This is a genomic window from Oceanobacillus senegalensis, assembly GCF_900176885.1.
Taxonomy (GTDB): Bacteria; Bacillota; Bacilli; order Bacillales; family Amphibacillaceae; genus Oceanobacillus; species Oceanobacillus senegalensis.
In genome coordinates, this window is the sequence record NZ_LT839648.1 from 1,102,292 (window position 1) to 1,114,976 (window position 12,685).

Here is a 12,685-nt window from a genome sequence, read left to right on the forward strand (position 1 = left end):
TAACTCTATTAAAATTAACAAATAAGCTGAACCATTACTTGACAATTATGCAATGTAAATGATAATATCATTATGTTATTCAAAGTAGCACCAGTGCTACAACCGCACAGAGCAGGTTTCTAAACCATGATAGGTACCTGTATGGCGAGTCTGAGTGAATTAAGGAGGTGCAAGTATGTACGCAATTATTGAAACAGGTGGTAAACAACTAAAAGTTGAAGAAGGCCAAGAAATTTACGTTGAAAAAATTGCTGCAGATCAAAATGAATCTGTAACATTTGATAAAGTTCTTTTCGTAAGCGGAGACGATGTTAAAGTTGGTGCTCCTTACGTTGAAGGTGCTACTGTAACTGCTAAGGTTGAAAAACAAGGCCGTCAAAAGAAAGTTACAGTTGTAAAATTCAAACCAAAGAAAAACTATCATCGTAAACAAGGTCATCGTCAGCCTTACACTAAATTAGTAATCGAAAAAATTAATGCATAAGGATATAAGTAAATGATTCAAGTAACTGTATTAAGGAGAAACAATCGAATAACTGCAATTAAGATGTCTGGACATGCGGATAGTGGTCCATACGGATATGATTTAGTATGTGCAGGTGCTTCAGCAGTATCTATTGGAACGGTTAATGCAGTGATGGAATTATGCGACATCGAATTAGATATAGATCAAGGTGCAGATGGTGGCTATTTATACGTTACTATACCTGAAATTCTTGATTCTCAATTGTTGGATAAAGTTCAGCTCTTATTCGAAGGGATGCTTATTTCTTTAAAGTCAATGGAACTGGAATATGGTCAGTTCATTCAAATTAAAGATACTCAAGGTTAAATAGGGGGTGGAAACATGCTACGTTTGGACTTGCAATTTTTCGCACAGAAAAAAGGTGTTGGTAGTTCTAAGAACGGTCGTGACTCAGAAGCAAAACGTCTTGGTGCAAAACGTGCTGATGGACAATTTGTAACTGGTGGATCTATTTTATATCGTCAACGCGGTACAAAGATTTATCCAGGTGAAAATGTTGGTCGCGGTGGAGATGACACACTTTTTGCCAAAGTTGATGGTGTTGTTAAATTTGAACGCTATGGTCGTGAGCGCAAAAAAGTTAGTGTTTACCCTGTTGCACAAGAAGCATAAAAATAAAACTCCAGCCACTTTGTTGGTTGGAGTTTTTTTATTATGGATACCATGGATATGCTGTGAAGGACTCGTTATCAAGTATAATAATTGTAGGAATATATGGACTTTCGGTTAATTTCTGCTATACTTTCATAATAATGGGGGAGGGAGATTATGGTAGAGATAGAAGTTGTACGTCTACTTCAACATTATCGTCATGATCTTATGAATCGTTTGCAATTAGTTCAAGGATATTTAAGTATGGGGAAAACAGAAAAAGCAGCATCAAAAATGAATGAGTTGTTCTCTTATTTAAATGAGGAACGGAAGCTGATTGGTTTAGAAGCACCGAATTTTATTTTATGGCTTATACAGTTTAATCATTCTTACAAAAATTTTCGTATGGCTTATACCATACATATTGAAAATGAATCACTACATGAGTATGATCAGATTTTATTATCGAAAAGTAAATATATTATGAATTATCTAGAGGAAACATGCAATCCGTCAGAATTATATTACATAGATTTTGTTTTGCAAGAAAATAATGAATCGAGTGTGATAGAAGGACACTTTCTTGTGGAAGGATTCCACAATCATACTTTTACGATTAATGAAGAAAATATAGACATCATTCAAAATGAGGAAGGAATCATTGGTAGATTTCAGCTTCAAAGGAATTAGTGAGGTGAAAGAAATGTTTGTAGATCAGGTTAGTGTGTACGTCAAAGCTGGTGATGGCGGGAACGGACTGGTTGCCTACCGGAGAGAGAAATACGTTCCAAAGGGCGGACCAGCAGGTGGCGATGGAGGTAATGGTGCTGACATTGTTTTCGAAGTGGATGAAGGGTTAAATACATTAATGGAATTTCGGTATAATCGCCATTTCAAAGGTAAACGTGGTGAAAATGGAATGAGCAAAAATCAGCATGGTAAAAATGCTGATCCATTGGTTATTCCTGTTCCACCGGGAACGACTGTTATTGATGAGGATACAGGAGAAACCATTGCGGATTTAACTTCACATGGACAGAGGGCTGTAATTGTTCATGGAGGGCGAGGAGGAAGAGGTAACTCTCGTTTTGCTACGCCGAGAAATCCAGCTCCTGAATTTGCTGAAAACGGAGAGCCTGGTGAAGAAAAAAATATTCGAGTAGAATTAAAAGTAATTGCAGATGTTGGTTTAGTTGGCTTTCCAAGTGTTGGTAAATCAACATTTATTTCGGTGGTTAGTGCAGCTAAACCTAAGATTGCTGATTATCATTTTACCACTTTATCACCCAATCTTGGAGTAGTTGACACGGAGGATCATCGAAGCTTTGTTATGGCTGATTTGCCTGGGCTTATTGAGGGGGCTCATGAAGGAGTCGGGCTAGGACATCAATTCCTTCGTCATGTCGAACGCACTCGTTTAATCGTTCATGTTATTGATATGGCTGGTATAGAGGGTAGAGACCCGTATGAGGATTTTGAAAAAATTAATAACGAACTGAAAGAGTATGATCCTAGTTTATTAAAACGCCCACAAATCATTGCAGCTAACAAAATGGACATGCCAGGTGCAGAAGATAATTTGAAAGAGTTTAAAGAAAAGCTCAATGAGGATATACCGACTTATGAAATTTCAGCATTAACAAAGGATGGGGTAAGAGCTATTCTCTTTGCAATTGCTGATAAATTAGAAGAGACACCGAAGATTTCACCAGAAATAGATGAACCGGAAAAAGAAGTTGTGTATCGATATCAAAGAGAAGAAGAACCTTTTGCCATTTCAAGGGATGATGATGGAGCATACGTGCTTTCTGGAACCAAGATTGAGAAACTATTCAAAATGACGGATTTTGCAAGAGATGAAGCAATTCAACGGTTTTCTCGTCAACTACGAGGAATGGGTGTGGATGATGCCTTGAGAGAAAGAGGAGCTAAGGACGGAGATACCATTCGTTTGCTTGACTTTGAATTTGAATTTGTTGATTAATAAAATTACTTAATTTTTAGAGAGAAATTAGGGGGAGATTTCGTGACAACCATAGGATATTTAGGACCAAAGGGAACATTTACTAAAATGGCAGTAGATTCTGTTTTTAATGGGGAAGAAAAAGTGAGTTTTACTACAATTCCAGAATGTATTGATGCTGTTGAGCAAGGAACAATAGATATTGGTGTCGTCCCAGTAGAAAATGCTATTGAAGGGACAGTTCAATTAACGGTTGATTATCTTGTCCATCAAGTTCGGTTACCTATAACAGCAGAAATTGTGGTACCGATAAAACAACATTTGTTAGTACATCCTAATTTTTACGGTGATTTTTCTGATATTAAAGAAATACATTCACATAGTCATGCAATTGCACAATGTCACCAGTTTATTCATAGGGATCTTCCTAATGCAGCGATTCAATACTCTTCTTCTACCGGTAGAGCGGCAGAATTAATAAGTGAGAAATTAGATGAACCTATTGCAGCTATTGGGAATGAGCTAGCAGCAAAAGAATATAATCTTAAAATTTTAAAGGAAGATATTCATGATTATCCAAATAACCATACGAGATTTGTTGTTCTTACTAAAGATGAGGAATTATTAAAGATTAAACATAGTAAGGAAGGCGAAAAAACAAGTCTCCTAATTACATTGCCAGATGACGAATCTGGTGCATTACATCAAATTTTATCTGCCTTTGCTTGGAGAAAGATGAATTTATCCAAAATTGAATCCAGGCCAACAAAAACAGGGTTAGGAAATTACTTTTTTATAGTGGATGTCGATCAGGAATATGATGATGCCCTATTCCCTGGAGTGAAAGCGGAATTAGAAGCATTGGGCTGTAATGTAACAGTATTAGGAACTTATCCAGTTTATAATATGAAATTATAATTCTTTCCGTTGATCTTTAAGAAGGTCAACGGTTTTTCTAAGGGTATTTTTGGAAACTTTTTGCTCTTACATCGTATTTTGTAGAATTATTATATTGGAGTGCTATAGTAAAAAAATCCTTTCTGTAATATGTTTCTACTCATTTGGTAAACATTTATCCATTTCTTGCATATGTTGATATAGTAATTAGCCCAGTTTTATAGAAGAAAATGAAAGGAGTATGGTTCATTTTGAAGATACACATCGTGCAAAAAGGGGATACATTATGGGAATTAGCGAAACAGTATGGTGTGGATTTTGAAGAATTAAAACAAGCGAATTCACAGTTAGCTACTCCGGATATGATTATGCCTGGTATGAAAATTAAGATTCCAAGTACTACCAAAGCTGTAAAAAAAGAGCAGAAAGTGAAGGAAACACCAAAACCTGTAAAAAAAGAAACGAAGAAACCATACAAGGATACTTCACCAAAGCCAATGCCTGTCATTGAAGAAGATGATAAAGAAAAACCAAAAAAAGTAAAACCGGAGATGCCGGTGCAACCGCCACAACTACCAATGCAGCCAATTATGCAGGCACCAACAATCATAGATCAAGACTTTGATTTTTACTTTCCTAAGATGCCGAGTTATCCAGAAAAAGAAAAACCAAAGGAAAAAGCAAAAAAGGAACCTGTAGTTCAACCGAAACCAGAAAAAGAACCAATGCATCATGCTCCAATACAACAACCGATGCATCATCCTATGCCATCTATGCTTCCATGTTGTTTTTATGTTCATCCATGTCATCATCCATGTCATCACCCATGTCATCCACCTGTACCTCATCCAGCGTTTATGCCTGATATGTTCATGCCAGCACAACCAGCTCAAGGGTTTCCAGTAGAATCAGATGATTGTGGCTGTGGTGGTAATTCACCAACGATGACACAAGAAATGCCAATGAATTATTATCCGAATCCAGGATTTCAACCAATGATGCCTTCTGAACAGCACATGCAAGGACAAATGTATCCTCCACAATACCAAGGTCAAGACATCTCTTTTAATTATCCAAGTCCACCAACTTTCCCGAATTTTGCAGGATCACAGCATAGAGAGAATGAAGAAAGTGAAAACGAATAAATCAGCATTTTTGCTATCTTTTTTTATGGCATTCGGACCGCTCAGATAAACTGAGCGGTTTTTTTACTTTGTAAGAACATTGGACTGCATGATTGGCTTAAAAGGAGTACCTTTTGCTAATACGGGTGTTGAGACATTATTTGGTGGAATTTATGTGGTAGTGTTACTCTATTTTCATCATGAAAGGAAAAGGGACGGTTAAACTATAGACGGAAGGACAATAGCAAAACAGCCGTTTTTTTGAATTTTATTGTATTAATGGTAAAATTATCTTATACTTCATATTTAATGTTGTTTTACCTTACATAAGGGGGACTTAAGAATGGAAAAGCATGTGAATGCAATTATAGATTGGCTTAGACAGCAGTTACAGAAGACTGGCGCTAAGGGTTTTGTAGTTGGTGTAAGTGGTGGGATTGATTCTGCGGTAGTTGCTAATCTTATTAAACAGGCTGCACCAGAAAATTCACTAGGTGTTTTATTACCAATTTATACAAAGCCTGAACATATGACAGATGGCCAAAAAGTTATTGATCAGTCTGGTATTTCATCATTAACACTTGATTTGACTGATACGCATGAACTCATGTATGGATATATTAGAAATCAATTGGAAAAAAAGGGAGACTTTAAGGAGGACACAGACCAAATAGTCGGTGCGAATTTACGAGCAAGGTTACGAATGAGTGCATTGTACACCGTTGCAACGAATTACGGTTATTTGGTGGTAGGTACTGACAATGCTGCTGAATGGTACACTGGATATTTTACGAAGTACGGAGATGGTGGTGTAGATATTTTACCGTTAGTTGATTTTACGAAATCAGAAGTTTATGAAATGGCAAAACATCTTCATGTACCAGAAACAGTTATAAATAAAGCGCCAAGTGCAGATTTATGGGAAAATCAAACCGATGAGAATGAAATGGGAACAACCTATGCTCGTATTGATGCTTATCTTAGAGGAGAAGATATCCCTGAAAAAGATAAGGAAATTATTGAAAGACTTCACAAACGATCTGCCCATAAGCGGGAAGGTCTGCCACAATTTAGAAGATCTTAAATTTCCTTTAATTAACTGAGTAAAACAACTTTCCTAAAACAAACTATTTGTAAGGGAGGTTGTTTTATGTTGAAAAAGAAAACGATCTTTATTATAGGTTTTGTACTGACTGTAGCAGTTGGCTGTACAAACCAAGATGAAAATGCTCAAACAAATACAGACACTTTAGATACACAGCCGATTCATTATGATTCGAAAAAAGAACATGAATCAAGAAATGTCAGTCCTAACAATCCCACCGCAGAACAGGGTAGATATCCAAAAGGTAAACAAGATATGATGGATATAGGTAATGTGGATTACCAGGATCCGTTTGTGAATGAAGAAACCCAACGTATTACTAAAGAGTTAACAAAAAATAGGGATATTATCCAAGCTCAGGTAGCATCTATTGACGATCGAATCATCGTTGCAGTTATGTTAAGAAAGCATTTTAATCATGATGCATCTAATGATTCGGAAGCAATCAAAAAAGAAGTAGAGAAAATGGTTCCAGATAAACAAATTATTGTGTATACAGATGATATTCAATGGGATCGGATGAAGAATTTTAATGCTCGATATAATGCAGGGAAAAATGGCGAAAATATAGAAGAATTTTTTGATAATCTTATTAATCAGACCGATTAACCTTTGCTTTGGCAAAGGTTTTACTTTTATATGGGCTAAATTTTTGATATAGTTAAAAAGGAAATTTCAAGAGAGGAGAATGCCCAATGGCTGGTCATTCTAAATGGAAAAATATACAAAAAAGAAAAAATGCTCAGGATGCTAAAAAAGGAAAAGTCTTTATGCGCCATGCTAAGGATATTTATACGGCTGCCAAACAGGGCGGTGGCGATTTAGCTACTAATGCAGCTTTAAGAACTGCCGTAGAAAAAGCTAAGGCAGATAATATGCCAAATGATAATATAGAACGTAATATCAAAAAAGCAACAGGGGATTTAGATGGAGCAAATTATGAAGAACTAACATATGAAGGTTATGGACCAGGTGGAATAGCCGTAATCCTAAACGTGTTAACAGATAATAAAAACCGAACTGCATCAGAAGTTCGTCATGCCTTCAAGAAAAACGGTGGGAATCTAGGTGAAAATGGTAGTGTTTCTTTTATGTTTGATAGAAAAGGTTACATTATTGTTAACAATGAAGATGGGGAAGTTGATGAAGATGAGTTAACACTAGTGGTTTTAGAAGCTGGTGCAGATGATATCGTTCCACAAGATGGTGCGTATGAAATATTTACAACACCAGAAAATTTTCAAGCTGTTGTTAATCAATTAACTGAAGCTGGCTATAACGTTGAGGATAGTGAAGTGACATTAATTCCACAAAATTATAACAGTGTTTCTGATGAAGATGCAGAAAAAATGCAAACCCTTATTGAAACACTAGAAGATAATGAAGATATTCAGGATATTCATCATAATCTTGAGGAAAGTGATTTATAAGAAAATTTTGGGTGGATCGGCATGATTTGCTTAGATTTTACTAAACTTCTATTTCTAACTAGAAATAGAAGTTTTATGTATTATTACAAGTCATGTTAGAATGGGAATAGGAGAGAAGCAGATGATAGCATATATTAGAGGGATTTTAACATCAATTCAAGATGAGTCAATCCTGATTGATGTAAATGGGATTGGTTACGAAATTGTATGCCCGAATCCCTTTGTTTTTCAAGAGTCTATGAATAAGGAAATAAAGGTAACTACATATCACCATGTACGTGAGGATGCTCAAATACTCTATGGGTTTAAGGATGAAGAGGAAAAATATCTATTCACAAAGCTTATTTCAGTGTCTGGAATAGGACCAAAGGGGGCATTGGCAGTATTAGGATCTGTTGATATCAATGGATTTGTTGCAGCGATTGAGCGAGAGGATGATAAATTCCTAACTAGCTTTCCTGGAATAGGCAAAAAAACAGCACGACAGATTATTTTGGACTTAAAAGGCAAGCTAACCCATCAGTTTTCTATCACAACTGATTCTGACAATCAAAAAGAAAATTCTGTACCAATCAAGGAAATCGGAGAAGCTATAGAAGCATTAAAGGCGCTGGGCTATACAGAAAAAGAGCTTAAACATATTCAGCCTGAATTACAAAAACTTTCTGCTAAAGATACAGATGAGATCATTCGAAAAGCTTTAAGTTTATTAATGAAATAATAGAGAGAAGGGAGGAGCAAACAAATGGATGATCGTATGGTGACAGGGGAAATGCAAGATGAGGATATAACCATTGAACAAAGCCTAAGACCTAATAATCTGAATCAATATATAGGACAAGATAAGGTAAAGAAGAATCTAAAGATATTTATCCAGGCGGCAAAGATGCGTGAAGAACCACTTGATCATGTTTTATTATATGGTCCACCTGGATTAGGTAAGACTACTCTCGCTGCTATCATTGCTAATGAAATGGGTGTGAGCTTTCGTTCAACGTCTGGTCCAGCAATAGAAAGAGCGGGGGATTTGGCTGCTATCCTTTCTTCCCTCGAACCGGGTGATGTATTGTTTATTGATGAAATACATCGCTTGCCTCGGACGGTGGAGGAGGTTTTGTACCCTGCTATGGAAGATTTCTTTTTAGATATTGTAATTGGTTCTGGACCAAGTGCAAGATCCGTTCGAATCGATTTACCACCATTTACCTTAGTTGGGGCGACAACTAGAGCCGGACTAATATCAGCCCCTCTTAGAGATCGATTTGGTGTACTTAGTAGGTTAGACTTTTATGAAACGAAGGATCTTTGTTCGATTGTCGAACGTACTGCAGAAATTTTTGAAACATCCATCACAAAAGAAGCCGCCCTCGAAGTCGCTAGGAGATCAAGAGGTACTCCAAGGATTGCCAATCGGTTATTAAAAAGGATTCGAGATATTTCCCAAGTCAAAGGGGAAGAGGAAATAAGCTTTCAATCGACAAAAGAGGCATTAAGTATGTTGCAGGTTGATGATGTTGGCTTAGACCATACGGATCACAAGTTTTTAAAGGGGATTATGGAAGGGTTCCAAGGTGGACCAGTTGGGTTAGATACGATAGCTGCAACAATTGGTGAAGAACCACAGACGATTGAAGACGTGTATGAACCATATCTGTTGCAGATAGGATTTATTCAACGAACCCCAAGAGGAAGAATTGTAACAAATAAAGCGTTTCAACATTTTGGCATGAAAGGGCATGAGGAATAATGGATTTGGGAAAACTTTTTATTGTATTAGGGATTATTTTTCTTGTCATCGGTATAATATGGACATTTATAGGAAAATTACCAGGAGATATACAATTTAAAGTAGGAAATGTGTCTTTTTATTTTCCAATCGTTACTTCCATAATTATTAGTATCCTCTTAACCTTGATTTTTGCCATCATTGGTCGTTTTCGTTAACAGCATGTATTTGGAAGGCTCTACTAGCCTTGATTCAATAGATAGGAGATTTACAATGAATATTGAAGATTTTGATTTCGATTTACCGGAAGAACTTATAGCCCAAACCCCTTTAAAGGATCGAACCTCTTCACGCCTTTTAGTATTAAATAAACATACAAAAGAAATGGAACATCAGCATTTTTCTGATGTTAAAGATTATCTAAAGCCAGGAGATTGCCTTGTATTAAATGATACAAAAGTACTTCCTGCTCGTTTATACGGTGTGAAGGCGGATACTGGTGCAAAAATCGAAGTTCTGTTACTTCATCAGCAAGAGAACGATACATGGGAAGTACTAACTAAACCAGCTAAAAAGGTGAAAGAAGGTACTGAACTTGTATTTGGTGATGGATTATTGCGAGCTACTTGTACAGGGTATAAGGAACATGGTGGGCGTATTTTAGAATTTTCTTATGAGGGTATTTTTTACGAGGTGCTAGACAAATTAGGAGAAATGCCACTTCCCCCTTATATAAAAGAGCAATTGCAGGAAAAAGACAGATATCAAACCGTATATGCACGTGAGGAAGGTTCTGCCGCTGCACCTACAGCTGGTCTTCATTTTACGACAGAGTTATTAGAAGAAATTAAAGAGATGGGGGTTACCATCGCATTTATCACACTTCATGTTGGTTTAGGAACGTTTAGACCGGTAAGTGTTGATAATGTGGAGGAGCATGAGATGCATGCTGAATTTTTCCAAATGACAAAAGAAACAGCGGATATATTGAATAAAATTAATGACAATGGTGGAAGAATTATTTCTGTTGGAACAACTTCAACAAGAACCTTAGAAACTATTGTAAGAGATCATGATGGAAGATTTGTTGAGTCAAGTGGTTGGACCGATATATTTATTTATCCACCATATGATTTTAAAGCAATTGATGGTCTAATTACGAATTTTCATCTACCAAAATCAACACTAATCATGCTTGTAAGTGCATTGGTTGATAAAGAAACAATACTCAATGTGTATAATGAAGCTGTAAAAGAACGATATCGCTTCTTCAGTTTTGGAGACGCTATGATAATTATTTAGAAGAGGACGTATGTAAATGACACCGATAACGTATGAATTAATTAAAACAGATAAACAAACAGGTGCAAGACTTGGGCGTGTCCACACACCACATGGATCATTTGATACTCCTACATTTATGCCTGTTGGAACATTAGCAACTGTAAAAACAATGAGTCCAGAAGAGTTGCGGGAAATGAATGCAAATATTATACTTTCTAATACATATCATTTATGGCTTAGACCTGGGGAAGATATTATTCGAGAAGCAGGTGGACTACATAAATTTATGAACTGGGATGGTGCTATTCTGACAGACTCTGGCGGATTCCAAGTATTTAGTCTAAGTGATATGAGAGAAATAAAAGAAGAAGGTGTTCATTTCCGGAATCATTTGAATGGAGACAAACTCTTTTTATCACCAGAAAAGGCAATGGAAATTCAAAACGCACTTGGATCTGATATTATGATGGCTTTCGATGAATGTCCACCATATCCAGCTTCACACGAGTATATGAAAGCATCTGTAGAAAGAACATCGCGTTGGGCTGAGCGCTGTCTTCGGGCCCATAATCATAAAGATGTACAAGGATTATTTGGCATTGTACAAGGTGGAGAATACGAAGACTTAAGAAAACAAAGTGCCCAGGATTTAATATCTCTAGATTTTCCAGGTTATGCTGTAGGAGGACTATCTGTTGGTGAACCGAAAGATGTCATGAACCGTGTGTTAGAATTTACAACACCATTATTACCTACTAATAAACCCCGTTATCTAATGGGGGTAGGATCACCAGATTCCTTGATTGATGGATCGATTCGTGGGATTGATATGTTTGACTGTGTTTTGCCAACAAGAATTGCCCGTAATGGGACATGTATGACATCTACTGGTCGACTTGTAGTGAGAAACGCGAAATATGCACGTGATTTTCGTCCAATTGATGAAAAATGTGATTGTCATGTTTGTCAGAATTATTCCCGTGCATATATTCGTCACTTGGTAAAATGCAATGAAACATTTGGTTTCAGACTTACAACTTATCATAATCTACATTTTCTGTTAAAATTAATGGAGCAAGTACGAACTGCAATTAAAGAAGATCGACTTGGTGATTTTAGAGAAGAATTTTTTGAGCAATATGGCTTAAATAAGCCAGATGCAAAAAATTTTTAATTAATCAATAATATTTATAGAAGGAGGGGATATAATGTATTCCATAATAATGCTTATTCTTATGTTTGTTATTTTCTATTTCTTACTAATTCGTCCACAACAAAAACGACAAAAGAAAGTTCAAGAAATGCAAACGAGTTTACAAAAAGGGGATGACGTAATTACTATTGGTGGCTTCCATGGTAAGATTCATGCTCTAGATGAAGGTACTGTTGTATTGATTACTGAAAACGGTACTAAGCTTACCTATGATCGTACTGCTGTTCGAGAAGTAAAACAACAACAATAACAAAAAATTACTTCATACATAGGGAAAGGTAAAAAGTTGTCTCACACTTTTGGGTGGGACAACTTTTTTGAAATATACTATCAGATTAAGATTCCCTAGTGTCTCCTAGTATATTTACACCAATGACACCTCCTGCTAGTGCTGCAAAGATGTAACCTAGGTGGTGTAAGGTTTGTTCTAAGGAAAAACCTTGTTGGTACCCAAGATATTGTACAAGGAATGTAAAGACAGTAAAGCCAACCCCGGTTAGACCTCCGATTATCCAGCCTTTTGTCTTTCCTTTTAATCCACTTATTAAACCACCTACAAATAATGATAGGATGCCAATGACTAACGCAATCCATGAAAGTAAGCTTTCTTCTAAGGAAGTTACTCTTAGTAAGAAAGCAATAATGATACTAGAAACAAGAATAAGACTTAGTACGACAATCCAACCAAATAATAGACCATGAAATAACTGTCTTCTCATTTATTTTCCTCCTTTTAGTCTTTGTCCATTTTATATAGACATCTTATTCACAATGTTAAAAAAGTAGAAGAAAAACCTTTGAGATTCTGTATTCTTTTATGAATAAT

At 36.3% G+C, this 12,685-nt stretch carries 17 protein-coding genes and 1 other annotated feature; of the genes, 16 read left to right on the top strand and 1 reads right to left on the bottom strand.

Translation table 11 applies throughout. The annotated features are described in order from the left end of the window. The first annotated feature begins 90 nt into the window (after positions 1–90). Positions 91–162 (top strand) — a sequence feature (ribosomal protein L21 leader region). Between the two features lie 13 nt (positions 163–175). The 16 genes from rplU to yajC all read left to right on the top strand — a co-directional run bounded on the left by rplU (position 176) and on the right by yajC (position 12,109). Further along, positions 176–484, top strand: a complete 309-nt coding sequence (gene rplU / locus CAO17_RS05155) for a 50S ribosomal protein L21 (RefSeq protein ID WP_085991788.1) — start codon at positions 176–178, stop codon at positions 482–484. Between the two features lie 12 nt (positions 485–496). Next, on the top strand, positions 497–832 hold the full coding sequence (locus CAO17_RS05160) for a ribosomal-processing cysteine protease Prp (RefSeq protein ID WP_085991789.1): 336 nt from the start codon (positions 497–499) through the stop codon (positions 830–832). 15 nt (positions 833–847) lie between these two features. Beyond that, entirely contained in the window at positions 848–1,138 is a 291-nt protein-coding gene (rpmA, locus tag CAO17_RS05165) for a 50S ribosomal protein L27 (RefSeq protein WP_085991790.1), read from the top strand. 156 nt (positions 1,139–1,294) lie between these two features. Then, positions 1,295–1,807: a Spo0B domain-containing protein gene (locus tag CAO17_RS05170; protein ID WP_085991791.1), complete on the top strand. Its 513-nt coding sequence runs from the start codon at positions 1,295–1,297 to the stop codon at positions 1,805–1,807. A gap of 13 nt (positions 1,808–1,820) precedes the next feature. Continuing rightward, the gene (gene obgE / locus CAO17_RS05175; protein WP_085994410.1) at positions 1,821–3,101 is read left to right on the top strand and encodes a GTPase ObgE; all 1,281 of its coding nucleotides are present in this window, start codon (positions 1,821–1,823) and stop codon (positions 3,099–3,101) included. Positions 3,102–3,143: 42 nt separating this feature from the next. Continuing rightward, on the top strand, positions 3,144–3,998 hold the full coding sequence (pheA, locus tag CAO17_RS05180; RefSeq protein ID WP_085991792.1) for a prephenate dehydratase: 855 nt from the start codon (positions 3,144–3,146) through the stop codon (positions 3,996–3,998). Positions 3,999–4,228: 230 nt separating this feature from the next. Then, a complete protein-coding gene (gene safA / locus CAO17_RS05185; RefSeq protein ID WP_179151892.1) occupies positions 4,229–5,122 on the top strand; it encodes a SafA/ExsA family spore coat assembly protein in 894 nt (297 codons plus the stop codon). Between the two features lie 322 nt (positions 5,123–5,444). Beyond that, complete coding sequence (gene nadE / locus CAO17_RS05190; protein WP_085991794.1) at positions 5,445–6,185, top strand: NAD(+) synthase; 741 nt, start codon at positions 5,445–5,447, stop codon at positions 6,183–6,185. 66 nt (positions 6,186–6,251) lie between these two features. Beyond that, positions 6,252–6,815 (top strand): YhcN/YlaJ family sporulation lipoprotein, encoded by a 564-nt coding sequence (locus tag CAO17_RS05195; protein ID WP_085991795.1) that lies wholly within the window; start codon positions 6,252–6,254, stop codon positions 6,813–6,815. A gap of 86 nt (positions 6,816–6,901) precedes the next feature. Then, positions 6,902–7,636: a YebC/PmpR family DNA-binding transcriptional regulator gene (locus tag CAO17_RS05200; protein ID WP_085991796.1), complete on the top strand. Its 735-nt coding sequence runs from the start codon at positions 6,902–6,904 to the stop codon at positions 7,634–7,636. A 121-nt stretch (positions 7,637–7,757) separates the two neighbouring features. Then, on the top strand, positions 7,758–8,357 hold the full coding sequence (gene ruvA / locus CAO17_RS05205) for a Holliday junction branch migration protein RuvA (RefSeq protein ID WP_085991797.1): 600 nt from the start codon (positions 7,758–7,760) through the stop codon (positions 8,355–8,357). A 24-nt stretch (positions 8,358–8,381) separates the two neighbouring features. Next, positions 8,382–9,383, top strand: coding sequence for a Holliday junction branch migration DNA helicase RuvB (ruvB, locus tag CAO17_RS05210; protein ID WP_085991798.1), 1,002 nt, complete (start codon positions 8,382–8,384; stop codon positions 9,381–9,383). Beyond that, positions 9,383–9,580, top strand: a complete 198-nt coding sequence (locus CAO17_RS05215) for a DUF2905 domain-containing protein (protein WP_085991799.1) — start codon at positions 9,383–9,385, stop codon at positions 9,578–9,580. The genes ruvB and CAO17_RS05215 overlap by 1 nt, the downstream gene beginning before the upstream one ends. A gap of 55 nt (positions 9,581–9,635) precedes the next feature. Then, the gene (queA, locus tag CAO17_RS05220; protein ID WP_085991800.1) at positions 9,636–10,664 is read left to right on the top strand and encodes a tRNA preQ1(34) S-adenosylmethionine ribosyltransferase-isomerase QueA; all 1,029 of its coding nucleotides are present in this window, start codon (positions 9,636–9,638) and stop codon (positions 10,662–10,664) included. A gap of 16 nt (positions 10,665–10,680) precedes the next feature. Further along, positions 10,681–11,820, top strand: a complete 1,140-nt coding sequence (gene tgt, locus CAO17_RS05225) for a tRNA guanosine(34) transglycosylase Tgt (RefSeq protein ID WP_085991801.1) — start codon at positions 10,681–10,683, stop codon at positions 11,818–11,820. A gap of 34 nt (positions 11,821–11,854) precedes the next feature. Further along, complete coding sequence (yajC, locus tag CAO17_RS05230) at positions 11,855–12,109, top strand: preprotein translocase subunit YajC (RefSeq protein WP_085991802.1); 255 nt, start codon at positions 11,855–11,857, stop codon at positions 12,107–12,109. 85 nt (positions 12,110–12,194) lie between these two features. Here yajC and CAO17_RS05235 read toward each other — a convergent pair whose 3' ends face one another. Then, positions 12,195–12,578 carry a TIGR04086 family membrane protein gene (locus tag CAO17_RS05235; RefSeq protein ID WP_085991803.1) on the bottom strand — a complete coding sequence of 128 codons (384 nt, stop codon included), beginning with the start codon at positions 12,576–12,578 and terminating at the stop codon, positions 12,195–12,197. Positions 12,579–12,685 lie beyond the last annotated feature (107 nt).

What these genes read in the sequence shown, in the direction of transcription:
- rplU (WP_085991788.1), top strand. Translation starts at nt 176, where the DNA reads ATGTACGCAATTATTGAAACAGGTGGTAAACAACTAAAAGTTGAAGAA.
- CAO17_RS05160 (WP_085991789.1), top strand. Translation starts at nt 497, where the DNA reads ATGATTCAAGTAACTGTATTAAGGAGAAACAATCGAATAACTGCAATT.
- rpmA (WP_085991790.1), top strand. Translation starts at nt 848, where the DNA reads ATGCTACGTTTGGACTTGCAATTTTTCGCACAGAAAAAAGGTGTTGGT.
- CAO17_RS05170 (WP_085991791.1), top strand. Translation starts at nt 1,295, where the DNA reads ATGGTAGAGATAGAAGTTGTACGTCTACTTCAACATTATCGTCATGAT.
- obgE (WP_085994410.1), top strand. Translation starts at nt 1,821, where the DNA reads ATGTTTGTAGATCAGGTTAGTGTGTACGTCAAAGCTGGTGATGGCGGG.
- nadE (WP_085991794.1), top strand. Translation starts at nt 5,445, where the DNA reads ATGGAAAAGCATGTGAATGCAATTATAGATTGGCTTAGACAGCAGTTA.
- CAO17_RS05195 (WP_085991795.1), top strand. Translation starts at nt 6,252, where the DNA reads ATGTTGAAAAAGAAAACGATCTTTATTATAGGTTTTGTACTGACTGTA.
- CAO17_RS05200 (WP_085991796.1), top strand. Translation starts at nt 6,902, where the DNA reads ATGGCTGGTCATTCTAAATGGAAAAATATACAAAAAAGAAAAAATGCT.
- ruvA (WP_085991797.1), top strand. Translation starts at nt 7,758, where the DNA reads ATGATAGCATATATTAGAGGGATTTTAACATCAATTCAAGATGAGTCA.
- ruvB (WP_085991798.1), top strand. Translation starts at nt 8,382, where the DNA reads ATGGATGATCGTATGGTGACAGGGGAAATGCAAGATGAGGATATAACC.
- CAO17_RS05215 (WP_085991799.1), top strand. Translation starts at nt 9,383, where the DNA reads ATGGATTTGGGAAAACTTTTTATTGTATTAGGGATTATTTTTCTTGTC.
- queA (WP_085991800.1), top strand. Translation starts at nt 9,636, where the DNA reads ATGAATATTGAAGATTTTGATTTCGATTTACCGGAAGAACTTATAGCC.
- tgt (WP_085991801.1), top strand. Translation starts at nt 10,681, where the DNA reads ATGACACCGATAACGTATGAATTAATTAAAACAGATAAACAAACAGGT.
- yajC (WP_085991802.1), top strand. Translation starts at nt 11,855, where the DNA reads ATGTATTCCATAATAATGCTTATTCTTATGTTTGTTATTTTCTATTTC.
- CAO17_RS05235 (WP_085991803.1), bottom strand. Translation starts at nt 12,578, where the DNA reads ATGAGAAGACAGTTATTTCATGGTCTATTATTTGGTTGGATTGTCGTA.